Annotated in this window: 19 protein-coding genes; 8 read left to right on the top strand and 11 right to left on the bottom strand. The window is 39.8% G+C overall.

The features are described from left to right. Positions 1-64: 64 nt before the first annotated feature. Genes ACTRWE_RS06945 through ACTRWE_RS06915 form a run of 7 tightly spaced genes read right to left on the bottom strand, consistent with a single transcriptional unit; the run spans position 65 to position 12,048 of the window. Positions 65-1,597, bottom strand: a complete 1,533-nt coding sequence (locus ACTRWE_RS06945; RefSeq protein ID WP_013463241.1) for a glycogen synthase — start codon at positions 1,595-1,597, stop codon at positions 65-67. A gap of 58 nt (positions 1,598-1,655) precedes the next feature. Further along, positions 1,656-2,930, bottom strand: a complete 1,275-nt coding sequence (gene glgC, locus ACTRWE_RS06940; protein ID WP_013463240.1) for a glucose-1-phosphate adenylyltransferase — start codon at positions 2,928-2,930, stop codon at positions 1,656-1,658. Positions 2,931-2,950: 20 nt separating this feature from the next. After that, the gene (locus tag ACTRWE_RS06935; RefSeq protein WP_013463239.1) at positions 2,951-5,476 is read right to left on the bottom strand and encodes a glycogen/starch/alpha-glucan phosphorylase; all 2,526 of its coding nucleotides are present in this window, start codon (positions 5,474-5,476) and stop codon (positions 2,951-2,953) included. Continuing rightward, positions 5,469-7,532, bottom strand: a complete 2,064-nt coding sequence (glgX, locus tag ACTRWE_RS06930; protein WP_013463238.1) for a glycogen debranching protein GlgX — start codon at positions 7,530-7,532, stop codon at positions 5,469-5,471. Before glgX ends, ACTRWE_RS06935 begins: the two co-directional genes overlap by 8 nt. After that, on the bottom strand, positions 7,525-9,747 hold the full coding sequence (gene glgB / locus ACTRWE_RS06925; protein ID WP_013463237.1) for a 1,4-alpha-glucan branching protein GlgB: 2,223 nt from the start codon (positions 9,745-9,747) through the stop codon (positions 7,525-7,527). The genes glgX and glgB overlap by 8 nt, the downstream gene beginning before the upstream one ends. Continuing rightward, on the bottom strand, positions 9,748-11,736 hold the full coding sequence (gene malQ / locus ACTRWE_RS06920; RefSeq protein ID WP_013463236.1) for a 4-alpha-glucanotransferase: 1,989 nt from the start codon (positions 11,734-11,736) through the stop codon (positions 9,748-9,750). Between the two features lie 9 nt (positions 11,737-11,745). Then, positions 11,746-12,048 (bottom strand): isoamylase early set domain-containing protein, encoded by a 303-nt coding sequence (locus ACTRWE_RS06915; protein ID WP_013463235.1) that lies wholly within the window; start codon positions 12,046-12,048, stop codon positions 11,746-11,748. A 384-nt stretch (positions 12,049-12,432) separates the two neighbouring features. On the opposite strand from ACTRWE_RS06915, the gene ACTRWE_RS06910 reads away from it, so the two are divergent. After that, entirely contained in the window at positions 12,433-13,356 is a 924-nt protein-coding gene (locus ACTRWE_RS06910; protein ID WP_013463233.1) for a hypothetical protein, read from the top strand. Position 13,357: 1 nt separating this feature from the next. On the opposite strand, the gene ACTRWE_RS06905 is transcribed toward ACTRWE_RS06910, so the two are convergent. The 3 genes from ACTRWE_RS06905 to ACTRWE_RS06895 form a co-directional block, all read right to left on the bottom strand. Beyond that, positions 13,358-14,383: a GGDEF domain-containing protein gene (locus ACTRWE_RS06905; protein ID WP_013463232.1), complete on the bottom strand. Its 1,026-nt coding sequence runs from the start codon at positions 14,381-14,383 to the stop codon at positions 13,358-13,360. A gap of 149 nt (positions 14,384-14,532) precedes the next feature. After that, positions 14,533-14,907 carry a hypothetical protein gene (locus tag ACTRWE_RS06900; RefSeq protein ID WP_008112502.1) on the bottom strand — a complete coding sequence of 125 codons (375 nt, stop codon included), beginning with the start codon at positions 14,905-14,907 and terminating at the stop codon, positions 14,533-14,535. Between the two features lie 256 nt (positions 14,908-15,163). Beyond that, on the bottom strand, positions 15,164-15,592 hold the full coding sequence (locus ACTRWE_RS06895; RefSeq protein ID WP_462879725.1) for an Lrp/AsnC family transcriptional regulator: 429 nt from the start codon (positions 15,590-15,592) through the stop codon (positions 15,164-15,166). Between the two features lie 191 nt (positions 15,593-15,783). On the opposite strand from ACTRWE_RS06895, the gene ACTRWE_RS06890 reads away from it, so the two are divergent. The 4 genes from ACTRWE_RS06890 to ACTRWE_RS06875 all read left to right on the top strand — a co-directional run bounded on the left by ACTRWE_RS06890 (position 15,784) and on the right by ACTRWE_RS06875 (position 20,411). Next, positions 15,784-16,989 carry an aspartate aminotransferase family protein gene (locus ACTRWE_RS06890; protein WP_013463230.1) on the top strand — a complete coding sequence of 402 codons (1,206 nt, stop codon included), beginning with the start codon at positions 15,784-15,786 and terminating at the stop codon, positions 16,987-16,989. A gap of 81 nt (positions 16,990-17,070) precedes the next feature. Beyond that, on the top strand, positions 17,071-18,105 hold the full coding sequence (gene astA / locus ACTRWE_RS06885; protein WP_138765375.1) for an arginine N-succinyltransferase: 1,035 nt from the start codon (positions 17,071-17,073) through the stop codon (positions 18,103-18,105). Positions 18,106-18,113: 8 nt separating this feature from the next. After that, positions 18,114-19,580, top strand: coding sequence for a succinylglutamate-semialdehyde dehydrogenase (gene astD, locus ACTRWE_RS06880; protein WP_350607706.1), 1,467 nt, complete (start codon positions 18,114-18,116; stop codon positions 19,578-19,580). A 27-nt stretch (positions 19,581-19,607) separates the two neighbouring features. Beyond that, positions 19,608-20,411: a 2-oxoadipate dioxygenase/decarboxylase family protein gene (locus ACTRWE_RS06875; RefSeq protein WP_462879723.1), complete on the top strand. Its 804-nt coding sequence runs from the start codon at positions 19,608-19,610 to the stop codon at positions 20,409-20,411. Between the two features lie 218 nt (positions 20,412-20,629). Here the strand turns inward: ACTRWE_RS06875 and ACTRWE_RS06870 are convergent, their stop codons facing one another. After that, complete coding sequence (locus tag ACTRWE_RS06870; RefSeq protein ID WP_064663025.1) at positions 20,630-21,910, bottom strand: flavohemoglobin expression-modulating QEGLA motif protein; 1,281 nt, start codon at positions 21,908-21,910, stop codon at positions 20,630-20,632. Positions 21,911-22,056: 146 nt separating this feature from the next. Here ACTRWE_RS06870 and ACTRWE_RS06865 point away from each other — a divergent pair, with 146 nt between their 5' ends. From ACTRWE_RS06865 to betI, 3 genes are all read left to right on the top strand, one after another. Continuing rightward, positions 22,057-22,314, top strand: coding sequence for a DUF3081 domain-containing protein (locus ACTRWE_RS06865; protein WP_008111462.1), 258 nt, complete (start codon positions 22,057-22,059; stop codon positions 22,312-22,314). Continuing rightward, complete coding sequence (locus ACTRWE_RS06860; protein ID WP_290155791.1) at positions 22,314-22,616, top strand: hypothetical protein; 303 nt, start codon at positions 22,314-22,316, stop codon at positions 22,614-22,616. Before ACTRWE_RS06865 ends, ACTRWE_RS06860 begins: the two co-directional genes overlap by 1 nt. Positions 22,617-23,055: 439 nt before the next feature. Then, on the top strand, positions 23,056-23,631 hold the full coding sequence (betI, locus tag ACTRWE_RS06855) for a transcriptional regulator BetI (RefSeq protein WP_008111458.1): 576 nt from the start codon (positions 23,056-23,058) through the stop codon (positions 23,629-23,631). Position 23,632 lies beyond the last annotated feature (1 nt).

Below are 23,632 nucleotides of genomic sequence, written 5' to 3'. Positions count from 1 at the left end.
TTCCACCAGACTAAGTAATTAAAGCGTAAATAAGAACGGATGTCACTGAACTTTATAAAATTTTTTAATATAAGTATGTTATATAATCAGTTACCACACTATCCCAACTAAATCGTGCATCAGCAGCTCGCCTTTTTATTGCTTGCCATTGCTTAGGGTTTGTTTGATATAGGCTAAGTGCCTCAGTTAAACTCTGCAAGAGTGCATCAGCTTGTGTACTTAGCGTATCGCCGTTAAAACAAAATCCACTGACATTATGCTCTACGGTATCTTTTAAACCTCCGACACTGTGCACTAAGCAAGGTTGGCCGGCTCGCATTGCGAGCATCTGGCTAATCCCACAGGGCTCAAAAGAACTCGGCATTAAAAATAAATCACCTAATTGATACATTAAATCGCCAACACCTTGCCCATAGCCTTTTAAAAACAAAAAGTTGTTATTACGTGCCATGGCGCAGGTAAAAAGGTGTTCAAGTTTACTATCGCCTGAGCCAAGTACAAGTAAACGCCCCTTAAATTGATTAATGATCTGACACACTGAATCAATAGTCAGGTCTTTGCTTTGTTGCTGGCAAAGTAACAATACTTTTTGCTCAGTGAGCCGCCCTACACTTGTTACAAGTGGCCCTTGCTTATCACACGCCATAAATTGTAAAACACGCTGATGGGCAATGTAGTGGCTGCTGTGTAATTGCGCGCTTTTTGCCATCCAACTAAACAAAGTCGATTCTATTTGCTCTAATAGCTGACTATAGGTTGCTTCATGTTCGTCTTGAATTGCGTAATCACAGCCGTTGAGTATGCCAATTAATTTGCCTTGCTCAGCCGCTTGTTGTAAATCTCGTTCAAGTCCTTCGCCACCAAAGAATCCGTGGGCGTCATTACTTGCTATTTGCACTTCTTGGCTATAACTCGGTGAAACCACATGTACTTTGTCGGCTAAATTAATGGCACTGCGCATAGGGTTAAAGCAATGCGGATAACGAGGGTCACATAATCGTTGCCCGTCGTAACTTAACGAGGGAAACCATGCTTCTAAGCTGGAATCATCCCCTTTAAAAGGACGAATTCCCTGCAAAGCTAAATTGTGCACCGTATATACCAAGCGCAGCTTAGCAAGCTTGCCATAACGAGGGTTAAATTTAAGTAACACGGCCACACAGGCAATGTGCCAATCATGCAAATGTAATGTGTTGGGTTGTGTTAATACGCCCTGTATCAGGGCTTCACAAATAGCGGCATTAAACAGTGCAAACTTGGTTGCATCGGTAGCAAATGGTCTATTATCGTTGTCGTTACAATACACACTCAATGATTGACTAAAAAGAGGATGACTTATAACTATTTGCCTCACTCCTTTTTGATTCTGTGGAATTTCAAACAAAGATAAAACGTGGGTCTCTGACTTAAATGCCACACTCACTTCACCAATAAAACAGCGCTCACCTAGTTCAAAACCATAATCAGGAATAACCACATCTACCGTCAGCCCCTGCGCCACTAACGCCTTTGGTACATCACGAATAACATCAGCAACACCACCAACTTTGGCATTAGGTAACGCATCATTCTCTGCAGCAACCATTAATACATGCATTAATTTACTCTTATAGTTTGCTGCAAGGCTTTCGCCTTGCTCTTTTAATTATTATTTATTAACGATGTGACTTATTGTCTAACTTCATCAGCATATCGCGGGTGACCAATACAATCCCTTTTTTTGATACCCGAAATCCATTGGCTTCATCGGTTTTACGATCAAAACCAATCTCTAATCCAGGTGGGATCTCACAGCTTCTATCTATAATTGCTCGCTTAATTTTACACCCTCGATTTACAATAGCACCGGGCAAAATAACCGACTCCTCAATGGTACAATATGAACGAATATGTACATTAGAAAATAATAATGATTTTCTCACTAACGAGCCGGAAACAATACACCCACCCGACACCGTTGAGTCAACCGCCATCCCTCGGCGATCATCATCATCAAAAATAAATTTGGCAGGAGGAAGTTGCTCTTGGTAAGTCCAAATTGGCCAAGTAGGATCGTACAAATCCAGTTGAGGCTCCGGCATAACTAGTTCCATATTTGCTTCCCAAAACGAATCTAGAGTTCCCACATCGCGCCAATAGGGTTGTCCTACTTGTGCGGGATCTCTAAACGGGTAGGCAAACACATTATGTTCTTCAATAATGGCAGGAATTATATCATGGCCAAAATCACGCCCTGAGCCCTCTGTTTGCGCATCTTTTTGTAGCTGCTCAAATAAAAACTCAGTATTAAATACATAATTTCCCATTGATGCTAAACAGGTGCCTGGTTTACCAGGCACTGAGCTGGGCTCGGCAGGTTTTTCGTCAAAACGACGTACACGACTTTCTTCATCAACCGTCATCACACCAAAGGTACCCGCAGCTTCTTCAACCGGTACTTCTAAACAGCATACCGTCATGTCGGCGCCATTTTCTACATGCTTTGCCAACAGCCCGCCATAATCCATACGATACACATGGTCGCCAGATAAAATCATCACATATTTAGGTAACTCATGGCGAATGATATCCATATTTTGAAATACCGCATCGGCAGTACCGCAATACCATTCATCACCATGGCGCTGTGACGCAGGTAATATTTCAACTGACTCACCTAATTCCTTTTTAAAATGCCCCCACGCACGATTTACATGGCGAATCAGTGAGTGTGATTTATATTGCGTTGCAATTCCGACACGTCTTACACCTGAGTTAATGCAATTTGATAGTGGAAAATCAATAATACGATGTTTACCACCAAAATAAACGGCGGGTTTAGCACGCCAGTCGGTTAGCTCATGCAAGCGAGAACCGCGACCTCCGGCAAGAATTAAAGCGTAGGTTTCTCTGGTTAAATTACTTATATAACGATTTGCATAACTGGGCATATTACTCTCTCCGTTTAGTGTCAGCTGTTAGTGTCAGTGTTTGTTTTTACTGTTTGGTGTGTGGTATCTAGTGGAGTTAAATGCCATATATCATCACAATATTGACTAATTGTTCTGTCACTAGAAAATGAGCCACTGGCGGCAGTATTTAAAATACTCATTTGAGTCCAGTAGGTTTGATCTGCATAGGCTTTATCAACATCACGTTGCGCAGCTATATAGCTGGCAAAGTCATGAGCGGTTAACCAAGGATCGTTGTTACCTTTAATGCCATTAATCACATCGTCAAATAAGCCAGGTTCAAATAGATTGAAATGGCCACTTTCGAGTAAGTGCATCACACTATTCAAATCAGGGTTATTCGCAATTATTTCACTGGGGTTATAATGCGCTTTTATGTCGTCAATGTGCTCAGCTTGTGCGCCAAATAAGAAGAAGTTCTCAGCCCCAACAGCGTCACGTATTTCAATATTAGCGCCATCTAGGGTGCCTATTGTTAGCGCGCCATTCATCATAAACTTCATGTTGCCGGTACCTGAGGCCTCTTTGCCTGCTGTTGACACTTGCTCCGATAAGTCCGTTGCAGGGCAAATGGTTTCCATGGCGGTGACATTATAATTAGGTAAAAACGCGACTCTTAGAAAAGCAGATACCTGTGGGTCTTTATTGATCACCTCAGCAACATTATTAATGAGTTTAATGATTTTTTTAGCCATCATGTAACCCGGTGCTGCTTTACCACCTAATAAAACGCAACGAGGCACCATACCTTGTGTGTCGCCACGGCGTATGCGGTCATATAAATGAATAACGTGTAAAATGTTAAGTAACTGGCGCTTATATTCGTGAATACGTTTTACCTGCACATCAAATAGCATATTAATATCAAACTCTACGCCACATCTTTGTTTTACTAAATCAACTAAGCGTTGTTTGTTTTGCTGTTTTGCTTGCTGCCACTTTATATGAAACTGCGGGTCATCGTAGTAACGACGTAATTGGCTAATTTGTGCAAAATCACCTATCCAGTCTTTGCCTATTTTTTCGCTAATGATCTGGCTTAAACTCGGATTGCAGTATGCAAGCCAGCGCCGTGGAGTAACACCATTGGTTTTGTTGTTAAATTTATCAGGCCATAGCGCATAAAAATCTTTAAACAAACCCGCGGTTAATAACTGCGTGTGTAGTGCTGCCACACCATTAACAGAATAGCTGCCGACAATGGCTAAAAAGGCCATACGTATTTGCGGCTCGCCCCCTTCTTCAATTAATGATAAATCCCGTTGTTTTTGCACATCACCTGGCCAATGCATGGCCACCTCGGCTAAAAAGCGGGCATTAATTTCATAAATAATCTCTAAAATACGCGGTAATAATTTAGCAAATAACGATACCGACCACTTCTCTAATGCCTCTGGTAGTAAAGTATGATTTGTGTAAGCCATGGTTTTGGTGGTGATATTCCATGCCTGATCCCAATCCAGTTCATGGTCATCAACTAAAATTCGCATAAGCTCGGCAACCGCAATACTTGGGTGGGTATCGTTAAGCTGAAACACATGATGCTGAGCAAATTCAGTAAAATCATTACCGTATTGTTCAATCCATTGTGTAAGTACATCTTGAATACTTGCCGATGATAAAAAGTATTGTTGACGTAATCTCAGCTCTTTACCATTTTCACTGCTGTCGTTAGGGTACAACACCATGGTTATTTGCTCAGCGAGATTTTTTTGTGCTACCGCTTCAGAATAACTTCCAGCATTAAATTCTGTTAAGTTAAATTCGTCCGTTGCTTCAGACTTCCAAAGTCTAAGGGTATTAACAATATTATTTTTATAGCCCGGAATAGGTACATCATAAGGCACTGCTAATACATCTTGAGAACTGATCCATTGGCGATGCTCACGGCCAAATTTATCGGTGTAGCTTTGTACATAACCAGAAAACTTAACCCGTTTAGCTTGCTCCGGTGCGCTCAATTCCCAAGGATGACCTTCTCGTAACCAGTTATCTGGTTGCTCAACCTGATTACCCTCTTTTATTGACTGATTAAACATGCCATATTCATAACGAATACCGTAACCGACCACTGGCAGCGCTAAACTGGCACAGCTATCTAAAAAACAGGCCGCTAGTCGCCCTAAGCCGCCATTGCCTAAACCGGCATCATGCTCAGCTTGTTCAACACTTTCAAGCTCAGTACAGTAAGCTTGCAGTGCCTTTGTAACTTGTGATTCTAAATCTAAATTTAATACTGCATTACCCAGCGCTCTGCCCATTAAAAACTCTAACGATAAATAGGCTGTTTTACGGCGTTTTTGTTGTTTTATTTGTTGATTGGTTTCCCTACAGCGTGCCACTAACCGGTCTCTGATCGTCAGTGCTAATGCATGATACAAATACAGCTGTGACTCGCCCACCACATCACGCCCTAAGGTGTAATAAAAGTGTCGTGTTAAATCATCACTTAAAGTACTTTCGTCAATCACTGGGCCTGCTTGCCAGCCTTTTACTACACACACTTGCTCGTCTTGCTTAGTCATAATCATCGCCTTCTAAATTGGCACTAAAAACCCAACTACTTTGTGCTGAAATATTTACGGTTGCATCTTCTTGAATAACAGATGATGCGTTATTTACACTTGATAATACTAACGTCCATGGCGCGATAATGGGCGATTGTGGTAATTGGCAGACCACAGGCTGTTTACTAGCATTAAGAATAATTAATAACGCATGCTTATTTTGCTTATCAAGTAAGCTATACATTAAAAATTGCCGTGTATCTTCATGCCAATGTGTTTCATCCATTTTTTTACCTTGCTCGGTAAACCACTTAACGGTGAAGCGCTCATCAATATCATCCAAAAACACACTGTGTTTAAATGCACTGTGACCACGCCTGATTTTTAGCGCATCATCAATAAACTGAATCAATGAATGATTCAGTTGTGAGTCTTTCCAGGCAAGCCAGCTGGTGCGATTATTTTGACAGTAAGCGTTATTATTACCGCCTTGCGAGTGCGCCATCTCACTGCCAGCGGCTATCATTGGCACGCCTTTGGAGAGTAATAAGGTGAGTAGAAAGTTTTTTTGTTGTTGTAAGCGCAAACTCATTACTTCTGGGTCGCTGGTAAATCCCTCAATCCCGCAGTTAAACGAATAATTAGCGCTATGGCCATCTTGGTTGTTTTCACCATTGGCCTGGTTATGTTTTTGCTCATAACTGACTAAGTCGGCTAACGTAAACCCATCATGGCTGGTAATAAAGTTAATGCTATTTAGCGGGCCTCGGTTACTGTGTTCAAAAATATCAAACGAGCCATGTAAACGCTTTGCGACATCACTAATAATGCCTTTTTCACTTTGCCAAAAGCGTTTAATCACATCACGATATTGATCGTTCCACTCTCGCCAAGGTGAAGGAAATGCACCAAGCTGATAACCACCAGGGCCTATATCCCACGGCTCACTGATCAGTTTAACTTTATTTAACACAGGATCTTGGGCAATTGCTTGTAAAAAGGTGTGAGACGCACTAAAGCCCGTATTTGAACGCGCTAAAATGGTGGCTAAATCAAATCGAAAGCCATCAACGCCCATAACTTCAACCCAGTAACGTAAGCTGTCGAGTACCAATTGTAAGGTTTTAGGGTGATCGATATTTAACGTATTGCCACACCCTGTATCATTAATATAAACATTGGGTTGCCCCTCAATGGTGCGATAATATGTCAGGTTGTCGAGCCCTCGCAGAGATAAAATAGGGCCATCATTTCCTCCCTCTGCGGTGTGGTTGTATACCACATCCAAAATAACTTCAATATTGGCGCGATGTAACTCACTCACCATTTGTTTAAATTCGTTTATATCGTCATTAACCAAATAGTCTTTATGAGGAGTAAAAAAATTAAGACTATTATAGCCCCAGTAATTTTGCAGTCCTTTAGCGGTTAAAAACTGTTCGCTTATAAAAGCATGCACAGGCAAAAGCTCAATAGCCGTTACCCCTAAACTTTTTAAATGCTCAATAAAACTGGGATGACTCAAACCTAAAAATGTCCCTTGTAGCGCTTTAGGGATATCAGGATGGCGACAGGTAGCACCTTTAACATGGCACTCATAAATAACGGTATTGGCCCAACTATGCTGTGGCTTATTATTTGAATAAGCAACCGGCGCAGTCACTTTTGATTTAGGCATATCTATCGCATTATTAACCACGCTTTTAGTGCCAATGGGCATTTGCCCGTAATGACGTTCGCTCCAAGTAAATTCGTTAAACAAGTCTTTTGCATACGGATCAATCAGTAATTTATGCTCATTAAACAACATGCCTTTTTCTGGGCTGTATTCGCCATCAACCCTAAAGCCATACAATGCGCCTGTGCTTAATGGGGCTATGTGAATGCTCCATACGCCGCCTTCATTAATATTCATGGCTATTTTTAATATTTCTGTATGACCACTTTTATCAAATAAGCACACAAAAGCTTGGCTTGCATTAGGGGCATACAAGGCAAAGTTAACGCCTTGGTTTTGTACACTCGAACCCAGTGGCAAAGGCGCACCCTGAGTAACCTCAAAGCAATTACTCATCATTCACCTTTTCTAAGTAAAGTGTGGTTAAGCCACCAATATTAACTGTAATACTGTGATCAAACCCATGACTTGGCTGAACGACTGAATGGATAAGCTGGTTTTTATCCTCTGTGACACGATAACCTGAGCCAAAAAAGCAAACTTCATCGGTATTTAATACCACTTTATATGTGCCCTTCGCTGGCACACCTAAGGTGTAGTGTTGATAAGCCGTTGGTGTAAAGTTAGCGACAATAACCATAAAGTGGTCAGCATTTTTAGCATAACGAATAAAGCTAAACATACTCTGCTGGCTGTTATTATTATCTATCCATGAAAAGCCCGTTGCACAGCTATCAAGCTCATATAAAGATGGATGCGCTTGATACACTTGATTAAGACGTTTAACCGTATGCTGAATCCCTTGATGGCTTTGATGCTCAAGCAAGTGCCAGTCTAGTGAATGGTCATGATCCCACTCTTTGCGCTGTGCTATTTCGGCGCCCATAAACAGTAATTTTTTGCCTGGATGTGCCCACATAAACGCATAATAAGCACGTAAGTTTGCAAACTGCTGCCAATCGTCACCGGGCATTTTGTTTAGTAGTGATCCCTTGCCATGCACCACTTCATCATGACTGAGCGGTAAAATATAATTTTCACTAAATGCATACACCATAGAAAATGTCATTTTATGATGGTGATATTTTCTAAATAACGGATCTTGCTGCATATAATCTAAGCTGTCATTCATCCAGCCCATATTCCATTTATAACCAAAACCTAAGCCATTGTGTTCAACACTTTGCGTGACCCCAGGCCAAGCCGTTGACTCCTCGGCAACCATCATAATGCCGGGGTTATTTTTATAACTGCGTAAGTTCACTTGTTTTAGGCACTCTATTGCCCCTAAGTTTTCTCGACCGCCATAACAATTAGCTACCCACTGTCCTTCTTTACGACTGTAATCAAGGTAAAGCATTGACGCCACCGCATCTACACGCAGTCCGTCTATGCCAAATTGGCTAAGCCAATACATCGCATTAGAAATTAAAAAGCTTTTTACTTCAGGGCGGTCATAATTATAAATATAGGTGTTCCAATCAGGATGAAACCCTTGGCGCATATCAGCGTGTTCGTATAAATGGGTGCCATCAAAGCAATGTAAGCCATGTGGGTCGCTTGGAAAGTGCCCAGGAACCCAATCAAGTAATATGCCTATGTTAGCTTTATGACATTGCTCAACTAAGTATTTAAAGCTGTTGTAATCACCAAAGCGGCTCGTAGGTGCAAACAGCCCTACTGGCTGATAACCCCAAGAGCCATCAAACGGGTATTCACTGATCGGCATAAGTTGTAAATGCGTGAACCCCATTTCAATCACGTAGCCTACAAGCTTATCTGCAAGCTCGGTGTAGCTTAAGTAACGGTTATGCTCAGCGCGTTGCCAAGAGCCTAAGTGCACTTCATAAATACTAATAGCGGCATCAATATGATTACGCTTTTGGCGATTTATAATCGCTTGTTCACTTAGCAAAATAGGCGCTGGTTTGTACTGTAATATACTGGCAGTGCCCGGTGCTTGCTGCATTTTAAATGCAAAAGGATCGGCTTTATCTAAAACTTCGCCACTGAGCGTAGTAATAGCAAATTTGTAGCACATGTCTGCACTTAAACCCGGGATAAATAATTCCCATACCCCACTTGCCGGATGAAATCGCATAAAATGGCGATTCGCTTGCCAAAAATTAAACTCACCAATAACCGATACACTGGCGGCATTAGGCGCCCACACACAAAAACGAACACCATCTACCCCTTGTTGTGTAGTAAATTGCGCACCTAGGTGAGTATAAGCATGCTCAAGGCTACCTTCGTTAAACAAGTACATAGCCTGTTCATCCAATGTACTGCTGAAGCTGTATTCATCATAAAATCTAACATCGCTATTTTCATAACTAACCTGGCATTGGTAAACACTGCTAGGCATGCTTGATAACTCAGCGATAAATAAATCACTGTGTTTATAGCGTAACGCGCTAATAACTTGACCATCAATTAACAGTTCGACGCGTAATGCCGCTGGCAAATACACGCGTATTTCAGTGCCACTTTGGGTGTTGTGCGCGCCTAAAAAACTAAACGGGTCTTTAAATCGCCCTGCAGTTAATGCGTTTACCTGTGCGTCATAATCAACTAATTGCGTTGATACCCTATTTTTAGTACTGCCCATTTACGCATTCCTTATTGAATGTATTGCAGCCAAAAGAGCAGCATTATCTTTAAAAATATCGTCGCACGTATGTGTGAGTACCCGTCGCCAATTAGGATACTCTTTATCGGTGCCAGGAATATTGACTGGGTAGTGTTGCTTGTCTAAATCATCAAGCTGTAATGCAAATAAACGAGACGGCGATTTAGCTAAACATACAGCCAAAGTGCTATAAACGTCAAAAGCATCCGTGTTAAGTGACAAGGAAGTGTTTTGTGGGTTTAAAAAGCGTAATAACCGGTGTTGCTCTTGCTCTCGCTGCTGAACTAACTGCTGATACTCATCAGTATCAATCAGCCCATACTGCTGTTTAATTTTTAAATCGCTATGCTGCCACCAGCCCACAAATGGCGGTACATCATGATTGGCTATCATCAGCAGGCATTGATCGCTAAGGTCATCGCTGTTTACAAACTCATCATTTTGTTGTTTTTCAAAATAAAATAAGCTGTTTGAGAAAATGCCACTATCAACCAGTGCCTCTTTTACCTCCGGTGGAACAACCCCTAAATCTTCGCCTATTACTATGGCCTGATTAAGATGAGATTCAATTTTTAAAATTGCTAATAAATGCTCAAATGGGTAGTACACATAACAGCCATCTTGGGTATTATTGTTTATGAAACACCACCACAAACGCCTAATCGCCATTACATGGTCGATTCGTAACCCGCCTACTGCATCCATATTGGCGCGTATGAGTGAACGATAAAACTGATAGTTATTGTCAGCAAGGCGCTGCGGGTTTATTGCTGGCAGCCCCCAATTTTGGCCGTTAGGTGCCCAAGGATCTGGTGGTGCGCCAAGGGTTGCATCTTGACTAAATAATCCCTGCTGATATTTAAATTCAGTGCCCTCATTAGCACAGCCCACCGCTAAATCATTAATTAAACCAATCGCCATCCCTTGGGCAATACAATGCTGTTGGCATTGCGTAAGTTGGCTGTGTGCTTGCCATTGGAGGTAATATTCAAATGTGGGCTCTGTGGTTTCTAACATAGCAAGTACATCACTGTACTGTTTACAAAACGCACTAAATTCGTTTTGCCGTGCTTGACTGCCCTGTTGTTGAAAATGCTTAAAAAGCAGCTTAAAAGCAGCATATTTACACTCAGTAACCGTTTTATAATCAATAAAGGCTACACCTTGGTCGCTGTATTTACTTGAGGTATTAGCAGATAACAACTTAGTTAAATCCGAATTGTTAAAGCTGTCTGGCGATAAATTAATTGCGATATATAGCGGATTGAGTAAGGCACGATTGTTTGGGTTGTAGGGGCTGGCGCACTCAGGGTTATCTGCAAACAATAAGTGCAATGGGTTAAGTAAAATATAGTCCATATTTTGCTTTGCACATAAGGTTGCCAACTCAAGTAAATCACTAAAATCGCCAATCCCGAGTCCGGCTTTATTTTTTAATGTATATAACTGAATTGATAAGCCAAAGCGTTTTTTATCCGCTATTTGGTAGGCTTGTTTAGGGGTCGACCAAATTTGTGTTTTCGCTGATTGCTCACCCATCGTTAATAACGCATCATAATAGCCGGTTGGTAAATGCGTCAGTGGTAGCGCTATTTCTATATAACGACACCCATTTACAAAGTACTCACCTAATGCTGCATACTGAGCAATGTGTTCAAATTGCAGCTTTATATTTAATGCTGCCACAGTTAATGTAATTTTGTGATGCGTATCAGCTTCATTAACACGCACCTTTAGCACATTACTAGCCTGATCTATTATGCTAACAGCAGGTGCGAGTGTTAACCACGTAGCCGCATCCAATTGATAATTTAACTGGGTTATTTGCGCCGTATCACGTGTGTCAACGCCACAGCAGTGCAAAGCAGATTTACGGGTGTCTTCGCTAAATATAACGTGTTCACCCGTATACTTAGTGTATTCGTAACCAATACCATGCAAATAAAACAATTGCGATAGTGCGTCCATTCAGCGACCTTAATTAATGCGTTGTGTATTTACTATACTATTTTCTGTACCAAAATTATTAGCAATATACCCATCAGCCTGATGATCGTTATCCCACTGTTTACCATTTATTAAATAGCGAAAATGAAACTCTTTATCAACGGGAAGACGTTGCTTGCATTTAAATACACCAAGCTTTTTGTTGTGCTTCATTGGCACCGGCTGCCAATCATTAAATTCTCCAAGTAAACAGACATCATCTGCATCTGGGTGAGAAAATTCAAAGGTTACTTCTGCTTCATTTTTTGTTTTAAAAAAGCGTTTATTCAACATAATAGGCTCCAACTAAACCATAAGGGTTATTCATCTTTGCCACAGGCCAAACAGCTTAAAAAGGCGATGTGGAATCCATTCATTCACATAAAAACAGCTTTAAAGTTAATCAAAACTTTATTTACGCATTATTACAGTGCGTTATTTATTTTACCGCACTGGTTTGGTGCAATTTTAACCATTAAAACTGATTTTTAAGTAAGCACTGCAACTGAGCAACTTTTAAACCAACTACACCATAACAGCTAATTAATTTGCTTTTGTCCTTAAACACATACTTATTAATTTTTATTACTACATTAAAACTATAAAAACCTTTAGCTTAACAACATCATCAGCGATAATAACTATCTACTCAGCCAACCCGATGAACACTTAAATACAATGTTGAAAAAAAGCATCCTTATTACTTCTGTTATCGTCTTTAGTATCATTACGGCTGTTGTAGGCAGTTCAATTTATACACTATATAGTAAAAAGGTGGTCTCTGTAGACCCAAAACTAAAAGAAATTTCAGGCATTGAGTTTGATAAACATAAACGGCTTTGGGCTATTAACGATAGTGGCGACGAGCCTAAGCTTTATAGGCTCAATGACGATGGTTCAATTGCAAAAGAAGTACTCGTCACGAATGCAAAAAATATAGACTGGGAAGATATGACGCAAAATAAGTTTGGTCATTTCTTTTTAGGCGACTTTGGTAATAATAAAAATGAACGTAAATGGCTAACAATTTATAAAATAGAAAACCCCATAGATATAAAAACCAATACAACAGAAGCTGAAATTATAAAGTTTACCTACCCAGAATTAGATGGCAGCCCAATACAACCTGATCAACGTAATTATGACTTAGAAGCGTTTGTGGCTTTTGGTCGACATTTATACTTGTTTACTAAAAATCGCACAGAGCCATTCGATGGAATTACTAACGTTTACAAAGTAGGTGACCATGCAGCGAATTTTGATGCCCAGCTGATAGATTCATTTAAAACGTGCACCACCATGGAAAAGCTTTGCTGGATCACATCCGCAGCACTTAGCCCAGATAGAACAAAGCTCGCACTATTAGATTCAACCAGTATTTGGCTGTTTGAAAACTTTAAAGGCGATAAGTTTTTCTCTGGCGATGTATTTAAAATTGACTTAGGTATTGTAACCCAAAAAGAGGCAATCACCTTTTATGATGACAATACCATCGCCTTTACCGATGAAGAATTCAAAGGCATTGGCGGCAATGTTTATTTTATAAAGCTCGACCAAGTAACCAAAGTGAAAGTGCAGCGAAGCCATCCTCAGCCGCAGTAGTTTAAAATAAATCTATTTCTGAGGAATTAACTTGTACACTGATTAAGTTCTCGGCAAGTAAATCTTCATAGATACAAAATTTATCTCGGCCATTATTTTTTGCATAATAAAGCGCTTTATCTGCGCTTTCTAGCACTGCAATTGGAAAATCATAAGGACTAATACGCGCTAAACCAGCACTGATCGTCATATTTTCAACAAAAGGAAACGATGTATCTCTAATGAGCTGTATAAATTCAGCCATTTTATTACTGATTGAGTCAGCGTCTGTGGGCTCAAAAACAATCACGAATTCTTCCCCACCAAAACGAAAAATTAAATCTGTTGAGCGAAAAAAGTGACGCATTTTTTGCGCTAATACGAGTAACACTTCATCTCCACAGATATGACCGTATTGATCATTTATATTTTTAAAATGATCAATATCTAAAATAGCCAGCCAAGATGTTGATGCCTGCTTTTGTTGCCTTTTATCCTTATCTCGGGATGAGCCGTGCATTTTTAATACTTGTTTTTCAATTAGCTGTTTTATTTTTTTCTCAAATGTCTGTCTATTTAACAGCCCCGTTAATTTATCTCTTTCGTTTTCATGGAGTATCACTAAATAGTTTTCAAATATGCGGCAAAAAGCATTTAGCATCACTTGAGCCGAACTATCTAAACTTTTTGAAACCACAGAAATGGCAGCAACTGTTTTTTCTTGGCGGGTAATGGGGAGCCAACGGCGTTCAATTCCATCGGCAGACTGAACAGTAATAATACAGGCAGAACGTAAACACGATAGAAGTTCATCCTCAGGCTGTGCAACAATTTGTCGTTGTACCCACTCGAATTGCTTTTCACCCGTGACTTTTAAGCAAAGACTTTGCTCAATAGTCAGTTGGCCTTGAACTTCTATATCTTTATAAACTGAGACTTCTTTACAGCCTATAAATTCTTGGATGGTCGATATCAAACTATATTCAAGAGAATCTACATCTCTATTTTTTGTTATTTTGATGACTGAATTCAGTAAATTTTCTTGCATTGTACTCCCTAAAGCAAACTGGGCGTTTGAGCATTAATAAAATTTAGCATAGACCACGCAGTGGAATATGCTAAATAAAAATTAAAGCATCAATGCTCATCCAGTTTAGGAGCCGCATTATTAATAGATTAAGAACTGTAAGTGCTATTTTAGCTATTGGTCATGCAATTAATAAACTTCTCAGAGAGCTGTGTTATAGCCACTTTATCAGTGTACATAGGCTCGTTATTTTTTATTATAAACTCAGCACATTGTGCTTGAGATTGTTTGAATTTTTGCTTACATGAATTTACCGATTCGCCAATTACTTCTTGGTAGATGCTTTCATCACACAAGCTATCGGCAAATTGACTCGCCCCGGTAATAATTTCATTAATGCTGACAGGAGAGGATTCTAATTTGAAGAATATATCGCTGTAAGTTTCAACCGTTATGCTCTGTGCAGGGTCAAATAAAGTCGCTTTTGCACTTAAATATGAGCCACCTATTAATAATGCCACAGCAGCCATTGTTGTGTATTTCATAACTTTTCCTTGTAAAGTCTTTGCGCAGTGGTGCCAAAAACGTCCTATTTCACTCACACCTTATTAGCCAATGCTAATAAGATTAATAACTGTATTGATGAGATTTTTTAAGTACTGGAGGATTGCAACAAATGCAGGGCTATAAACCTATTGATTTGGTTAAAAACATTCCTTGTTCCTAATATCAAGTAGACTACAATCAAGTTAGCTTAAATGCAAATAATTAATGCTCACTGAATGTACTAAATAAATCGAATTAACGCTTAAATTTAGTCTCTAAAATAACCGATGAACGGGTACGCTCTACCCCATCTAAGTTACCAATATCATCCAGCAAGTGGCTTAACTGCTCAAGGTTCTGTGCTTCTACAATAGCAATTAAATCAAACTCTCCACTAATTGCATACAACTGAGAAATCGCATCAATTTGCTTTAATTCAATATTAGTTTTTGTTGTTAGCTTCTGTTTTACTTTTATTGAAACATGCGCAAAGACCAAGCTATTTAAAAAGTCATCTCCAAAGTCAACGCTATAACCCTTAATGATCCCACTTTGCTCTAATTTTAGCATTCGGCTTTGCACCGTTGAACGAGATAAACTCAAATGCCTTGCAAGATCAGAAATGCTAGCGCGGGCGTTCGTTTTTAATACTGAGAGTAGTTTTTCATCTTGGGGAGTTATCATAATGCTAATTAAATTCGTTAATTTGACTATTATTCTAATCATTTTTCACAAAATAGCACTGCAAATTTCATTCATAACCTTTGATAATGACATTTTTAATAAGTAAAACACATTGTATTGCTGAATCATCCTGACCTTATCGTTATTTTTTCAGCAACGTATTTTTTTATGTGAATAATTTAGGTGTAAAAATGCAAGTAACCAGAGATTTATTTAACGACGTAATGGTCCCTAATTACAACCCTTCAGCTGTTGTTCCTGTTCGCGGTGAAGGCTCACGTGTGTGGGATCAGAACAATAACGAATTTATCGATTTTGCCGGTGGTATTGCAGTTAATTGTTTAGGGCATTGCCATCCTGCATTAGTCGGTGCACTTAAAGAGCAAGGCGAAAAAATTTGGCACTTATCAAATGTAATGACCAATGAGCCAGCTCTTCGTCTAGCTAAAAAAATGGTTGATGCCACGTTTGCTGAAAAAGTTTACTTTGCAAACTCAGGGGCTGAAGCAAACGAAGCAGCATTAAAATTAGCACGTCGCTTTGCACTGGATAAATTTGGTGCTGAAAAAACTAAAATTATTGCTTTCAATAAAGGTTTTCATGGTCGTACATTTTTCACTGTGACAGTGGGTGGCCAAGCTGCTTATTCTGACGGTTTTGGTCCAAAACCTGCTGATATCGTGCATTGTGACTACAATGATATTGCCGCTTTTGAAGCCTTAATTGGTGATGATACCTGTGCGGTAATGATGGAGCCATTACAAGGTGAAGGCGGCATTGTGCCACCAACCAATGAATTTGCACAAAAAGTACGTGAACTGTGTACTAAACACAACGCACTACTTATTTTTGATGAAGTGCAAACCGGCGTTGGCCGTACAGGTCACTTATACGCATACGAAGGTTTAGATGTTATTCCTGATATCTTAACGACGGCTAAAGCCTTAGGTGGCGGTTTTCCAATTGGCGCTATGATCACCACCACGGAAATTGCAGCACACCTAAAAGTAGGCACGCATGGTTCTACATATGGTGGTAACCCGTTGGCTTGTGCTGTTGCAGAAGCGGCATTTGATACCGTTAATACGCCTGCTGTATTAGATGGCGTAAAAGAGCGTGAACAAATGTTCCGTGATGGTTTAAATGCAATTAATGAAAAATACCATGTATTTAGCGAAGTCCGTGGTAAAGGCTTACTAATCGGTGCGGTATTAAATGAGAAATTTGAAGGCCGTGCTCGTGACTTTTTAGTAGCAAGTGCAAATAACGGCTTAATGAACTTAGTAGCCGGTATGAACGTTATTCGTTTTACACCTTCATTAGTGATCCCATTTGAGGACATTAAAGAAGGCTTAGCTCGCTTTGAAAAAGCAGTAAGAGATGTAGTAAACGGTTAATAACTAAGTAAAACATAACTAAGTCCTGAGGCAAACACACGTTTACCTCAGGATTTTATATGTTGTTGGAGCAAGTAGTTAATGCAAGTATTACGTCCTATTACTGTCAATGATTTTGCAGCACTTAAAGAGATTGCCATTGAGTCTGGCCATGGCTTTACCTCTTTACCTGTCGATGATGGGCAACTACAAGAAAAAATTGCTCGTGCGCAAAACAGTTTTACTAAAAACGTAGATAAGCCCATCGACGAAAGCTATCTATTTGTTTTAGAAGACAGTGAAACCGGCAAGGTAATTGGTACTACCGCCATAGAAGCGGCCGTCGGGTTATCTGTACCTTTGTATCATTATCATCTAGGTAAAACCGTTCACCATTCACCCACTTTAAACGTTTACAATACCGTAGATATTTTGAGTATGTGTAATGACTACACTGGCTGCTCAGAAATATGTACTTTATTTTTACGTGAAGACAGTAGAAAAGGCTTAACGGGACGTTTTTTATCACGTTCACGTTTTTTATTTATGGCGCAACACAGTGAGCGCTTTGCCGACACAGTAATTGCTGAGATGCGTGGTGTTAGCGATGAAGACGGTCACTCGCCATTTTGGCAATGGTTGCAGGAACACTTTTTTAGCATTGAATTCCCACAAGCAGACCATTTAGTGGGGTTAGGCGATAAAGTGTTTATTAGCGAACTCATGCCTAAATACCCTATCTATGTGAATTTGCTGAGCAAAAAAGCACAAGCGGTGATTGGCCATGTGCATGATAAAACCAAACCAGCACTTAAACTGCTTGAAAAAGAAGGTTTTGAACACCGCGGATACGTTGATTTATTTGACGCAGGCCCCACAGTAGAAGCAAAGCTCGGTAATATTCGCAGTATTCGTGATTCACAGGTGTGCCCTATTACTATTGGCGAGCTTGAACATATCAATGAGCAAAGCTCAGACACCCTTGCTATTTGTAATCAAGGGGTTAGTGATTTCAGAGCCACATTCACCAAACATGCTCATTACAATCAGGCAAAGCACACCTTAATCATCAGCCAAGAAGTAGCTGATGCACTTCATTTAAAACAAGGAGATGCAGCGCGATTTTTCCGCCTGTAACATTATTTATGAACACACAACTAATTAATAATCAATGGCTTGTAGGCAAAGGCCCTGCGTTTGATTCTATTAACCCAAGTAATGGTGAAATTGTATGGCAAGGTAATGGCGCCAACGCAGAGCAAGTTGACAGTGCCATTAAAGCGGCAAGAGCCGCGCAAGTTCAATGGGCAGACATGCCAATTGAGCAACGTATTACCATTTTAGAAAACTTCGTAGCCCAATTAAAAGAACACAGCAAAGAGTTTGCCACTATTATTGCTCGTGAAACAGGTAAACCGCTATGGGAAACACGCACAGAAGTGGGCGCGATGACAGGCAAAGTGGCCATTGCGATCCGTGCTTACAATGAACGTACTGGTACAACCGAAAACCCAATGCCTGGTGCAAAAGCCTTTATTCGCCACAAACCTCACGGTGTGGTCGCTATTTTTGGTCCGTATAATTTCCCTGGGCATTTACCAAACGGCCATATTGTACCAGCCATACTAGCCGGTAATACCGTGGTATTTAAACCATCAGAATTAACTCCTCATGTAGCACAGTTTACCTTAGAACTATGGTTAAAAGCAGGCTTACCTGCTGGGGTTATAAACCTCGTTCAAGGTGAGTTAGAAACAGGTAAAGCGCTGGCCTCACACAAAGATATAGATGGCCTATTTTTTACTGGTAGCTCAAACACAGGTCATTTATTACATAAACAATTTGCTGGCCACCCAGGTAAAATTTTAGCGCTTGAAATGGGCGGTAATAACCCGCTAGTGGTTAAAGATGTTGCTGATGTTAGCGCCGCTGTGCACGATATTATTCAATCGGGTTTTATCACCTCTGGCCAACGCTGTACTTGTGCACGCCGTTTATTTATTGAAAAGTCGCCCAATGGCGATGCTATTTTAGAAAAGCTGATCAGCGCCACTAAAAATATCCTAGTAGACGATAGCTTTGCGGACGATCAACCTTTTATGGGTGCCATGATCAGTGAAAAAGCCGCATTAGGCATGGTTGCAGCGCAAGCTAAGCTAGTTAAACAAGGTGCTGAGATTCTTGTTGAGCTTAAACAGTTAAAATCAGGCACTGGGTTTGTAAGCCCAGGCATTATTGATGTCACTAACATTAGTGAAATTGCCGATGAAGAACACTTTGGCCCGCTTATAAAAGTATATCGTTACACTGATTTCAATAGCGCTATAACAGAAGCAAACAACACCAGCTTTGGTTTATCTGCTGGTTTACTTGCTGATAGCGAAGATGATTACAGTCACTTTTTAAAACGTATTCGTGCCGGCATTGTTAACTGGAACCGCCCTATTACAGGCGCATCAAGCGCAGCGCCATTTGGTGGTATAGGTGCCAGTGGCAACCACAGAGCCAGTGCATACTACGCTGCAGATTATTGCGCATACCCAGTGGCCTCTGTAGAGTCAGAAAAAGTTAATTTACCGCAAACCCTCGCGCCGGGCTTAATAATTGAATAACAATTTAAACAGATTTAAGGATTTACCATGCATACTGATGTAAACACATTATTTGATAACCTGTGGCAAAACTATCTAAGCGTAACGCCATCGGCTGACAAAATTCATGACCTATTAGGCTCAACGCAAAAAGACGATATAATCAACGATCATATTGCGCTGCGTACCTTTAATATTGAAAAAGTGGGCCTTGAAAAACTGGCAGCGCACTTTTTAGCCATTGGCTACAAAGAATGTGGTGAGTACCATTTTGAAGCAAAAAAACTCTACGCTAAGCACTACGAGCACAGCGATCCAACGCAACCTAAAGTGTTTATTTCTGAGTTATTAGTTGAAAAATGCTCGCCTGAGCTTCAAGCAATTGTCACTGATATGGTTTCACAAATTGACGAAAGTGCGGTGACTGCCGATAACTTTTTATATTCAGGCACGCATTGGCAAGTAAGCACTGATACTTACAAAAAGCTATTAGCAGAGAGCGAATATGCGGCGTGGATGTCTGCGTGGGGTTATCGTGCAAATCACTTTACTGTGAACATTAATACCTTAGCTAAGTTTGATAACATCCATGATGTAAACCAAGCTCTTAAAGATGCAGGTTTTTCACTTAATACCTCAGGAGGCGAAGTAAAAGGCTCACCAGAGGTGCTATTAGAGCAATCATCAACATTAGCTGATGAATACGCTGTAACCTTTAGCGATGGCGATATGTGCATTCCTAGCTGTTTTTACGAGTTTGCTATTCGTTATCCAAAACCTGACGGTGAAATTTACACAGGTTTTGTCGCTGCCTCTGCAGACAAAATATTTGAAAGCACCAACGCACGATAACCAAAGTGTGTTGAATTTAAAAAGCCCACTTTTGGGCTTTTTTTTGCCTAATGAATGGGTTAAAACAATTTTATGTATCGATAAAACGATAAATAAAAATGACAACAATCAATTGCCCCCTTATGGGCATGCAGGCTTATGTGTGTAAACTTAAACGCAGTTGCTCATTTCAACTGCGTTTTTTTGCTAAAAAAGGAACCTGCGCTTCCTTTTTAAAATTATAAAAACAACGGCTTATAGTCGTTTTCTAGTTGTTCGAATGACAAATCGCCAATAAATCGACCAAAGCTGAGCCACGTAGCAAGGCCTCTTAAATCTTTAAAATGAGGCGGCACAAATTGCGGATTTTCAATGACACCTAAGTCATGCAATTGCGATATTAATCTAAAGTCATCAATTGATATTTTACCCACCAGCAATAATGGCAACTGATCAATTCGACCAAGCTGTATCGCCACCCTAATTAAGTTGTAAACTAAAACAAAGCCTTTTATGTAAGCAATATCTTTGGTAAAGGGTAAGCCGGTTGCGGTACTGCCTCTAAAAACGCGCTGTGCAAGAGTATAGCTGTCGTCTTTTGATAAACCTTGAGCAACGTAATCTCGGTAAATATCGATAAACTCAGCACCATCAATCACTTTCGTCACCGCTTGAATACGGTTTACTAATTTTGATAAACGACGTGGTGTTGATTTAAGAGTAATAATTTCCGTCAGTACTGCAAGCCCCTCTTGGGTAACCGTAGAGCTTGGTGTGCCTTTACTCAAGCAAGTTAAATAAGGTTGCGCTAAGCCATTTTGAGTCGTGCCTACATGGATCCATCCCTCGTGCACTTCTAAAATATCTAATTCGCGCTGAGAAAACTTAACATCTTGATTGAGCTTAATATTATTAGCACCTGCTGCCGCATCGCTGACAATACCATCACTTAGCATCACCTCTACGTTTATTCCCGGCATGCTGGCATTGACCTGTTCAGATAAAATTCGCACCGCGTCGCTGGCATCAATATTTTTAGGATCTTCAGGCAAAATATCCGCTGCAAGTAAATTTTTTAAAGGCTGTTCGAGCATATTAGCCAGTTCTGATAGCGATGGCTCACCGGCATGAAACAAATCTTTAGGATGACCAAATAGCTCCACTGATAAGTCATGAAACTCTGGCGTACCGCGGTATTCAAGCATGCTCAGAACCGTTTTATATTCGGTACACATTTTACCCATATATTGTGCAATTGGGTTTAATTGCCCCAACTGGTTAATAATATTGCGGTGCAGTGTTGAAAATGCTTGGCGCAACTCGCTAGGAACAAACCCTAAATCGCGCTGTTGATAATAAGCACGATCAATAAGTGGATTTTTTTGACATTTTTGTCTAAAAAATTCCTCTTTAATTTGTTTATCCCAATTTATTGCATCGAGTATTCTAATGGGTGTTTGCAATGCAATGAGTTGGTCGGATAATTCACGAGTTTTCAAAAGTAACGCTTTGTCTATCATGGTAAAAGCTCAACAAAAAGTGAACTTTGAGCATAATTTATAAATGAAAAATAACAAAGCAATATCATACTTTTTAGACTATTGTTTTTATGATGATCGACCCTCACTTCTATAGCGTATGAGTGATTAAATAAAAGGGACAAACAATGAAAAATGAAATCGACAATAAACAGATTCTAGCGGTTTACGAACGCATTCAACAACGCGGAGAAGTCACAGAAGAAGGTAAATTTTATCAAGGGATCACTGCATTTTCTGATATTGACGGCTATACCGTCTATTTACAAGGCAGTGGTGTTTTACTTCGCTTTGGGTTTCATAATACTTATCACCTTGATTATGAACATGACAAACACAAAGACGACTTTTTGAAAAAACTTTACAACATAGCTAATGAAGAGTGATGCGATCAACAAATAGAAGAAACAGACCAACCAGTTCGCGCAATTTGCAGTTTATTAACCGAGTTATTGCGCAATTAAAAGCAGAGCCTGAAAAACTGCAACTCATCAAAAACAACCTTGCTTATTACCGTGCGCAAACGCATTTAAAACGTGGATTTTTACTTGCAATAGAACGCTTTGATTGGGTATTTGAAGCGACCGATAATATTGATGAAATTTGCGACCAAATTATGGCTGACGATTATATTGGCAACCGTTTAAGACGTTATCCTTTGTTATTTAAAGGCGTTGTTGAAACCTAAACAGCGTCTTTATTTATCTCTTCACTAAGTTAACATTTCTGTAAATTAATCTCATATTACACTTCCTAAATCTTTTTTCTTGGATCTTCCCACAAACTCGCCTTACCGCTTTTTAAAGTAACCTGCCCACAAAAAATACAATTAGTACTCTAATATTTATCACACTAATAAATAAATCACTAAAAGTTTCACCAATTATGTAAAAAAAATATTTACACCGCAAAAAGCAATCAAAAAAACACACGTAACAAGTTGTTATTAAATGATATTTTATAAAAATCCAGCTTGTTAATATAACTTCATTTTAGACTTATTTTATTAATTATTTATCCACATTTCAGACACTCACCATTTGCACGAACCTTGAATTGTTAGAGCTATTACCTTAAGCTTATCTTTATTGAACGATCAATTAATAAAAATTATGCCTAAAGTTGGAATGGAACCTGTAAGGCGTCAGCAGCTAATTGACGCAACAATAGAGTCAGTTGCTCAAAAAGGGTTACAAGCAACCACAATTAATAGTATTAGCAAAAATGCGGGGATGTCCTCTGGCATAATTAGCCATTACTTTGGTGGGAAACAGGGGCTAATTGAAGCAACTGTGCGTTACTTACTGTCTAACTTGAAAGATGACTTGATCAGCAAAGTAGATGAAAAGACCACGCCAACTCAAAGGTTAATGTTTATTGTTGAATCAAACTTTGCGCTAGTACAACAACGAAAAGACACCACTCGGACGTGGTTAAGTTTTTGGGCGCAATCAATGCACGACAAGGAACTTCATCGTTTACAAAATGTAAACAGCAAACGCTTGCAAAGCAATTTAACCGTTTCATTTAAGCAATTAATGCCTTTAGCGCAAGCAAATCTCGCGGCAGAGTTAACCGCAGCAATGATCGATGGTTTATGGCTACGAGCCGTATTAAGCCAATCAGACGAAAATCAGTTTAAACACAGTGAATCACTGGCTAAAAACTACGTGCATTCACTTATCAAGCAATATGGAGCCTAAC

It is taken from the genome of Pseudoalteromonas sp. G5_S1_54_S4, assembly GCF_054968565.1.
The sequence above is the reverse complement of the archived record's forward strand: the minus strand, read 5'-3'. Positions and strand labels throughout refer to the sequence as shown.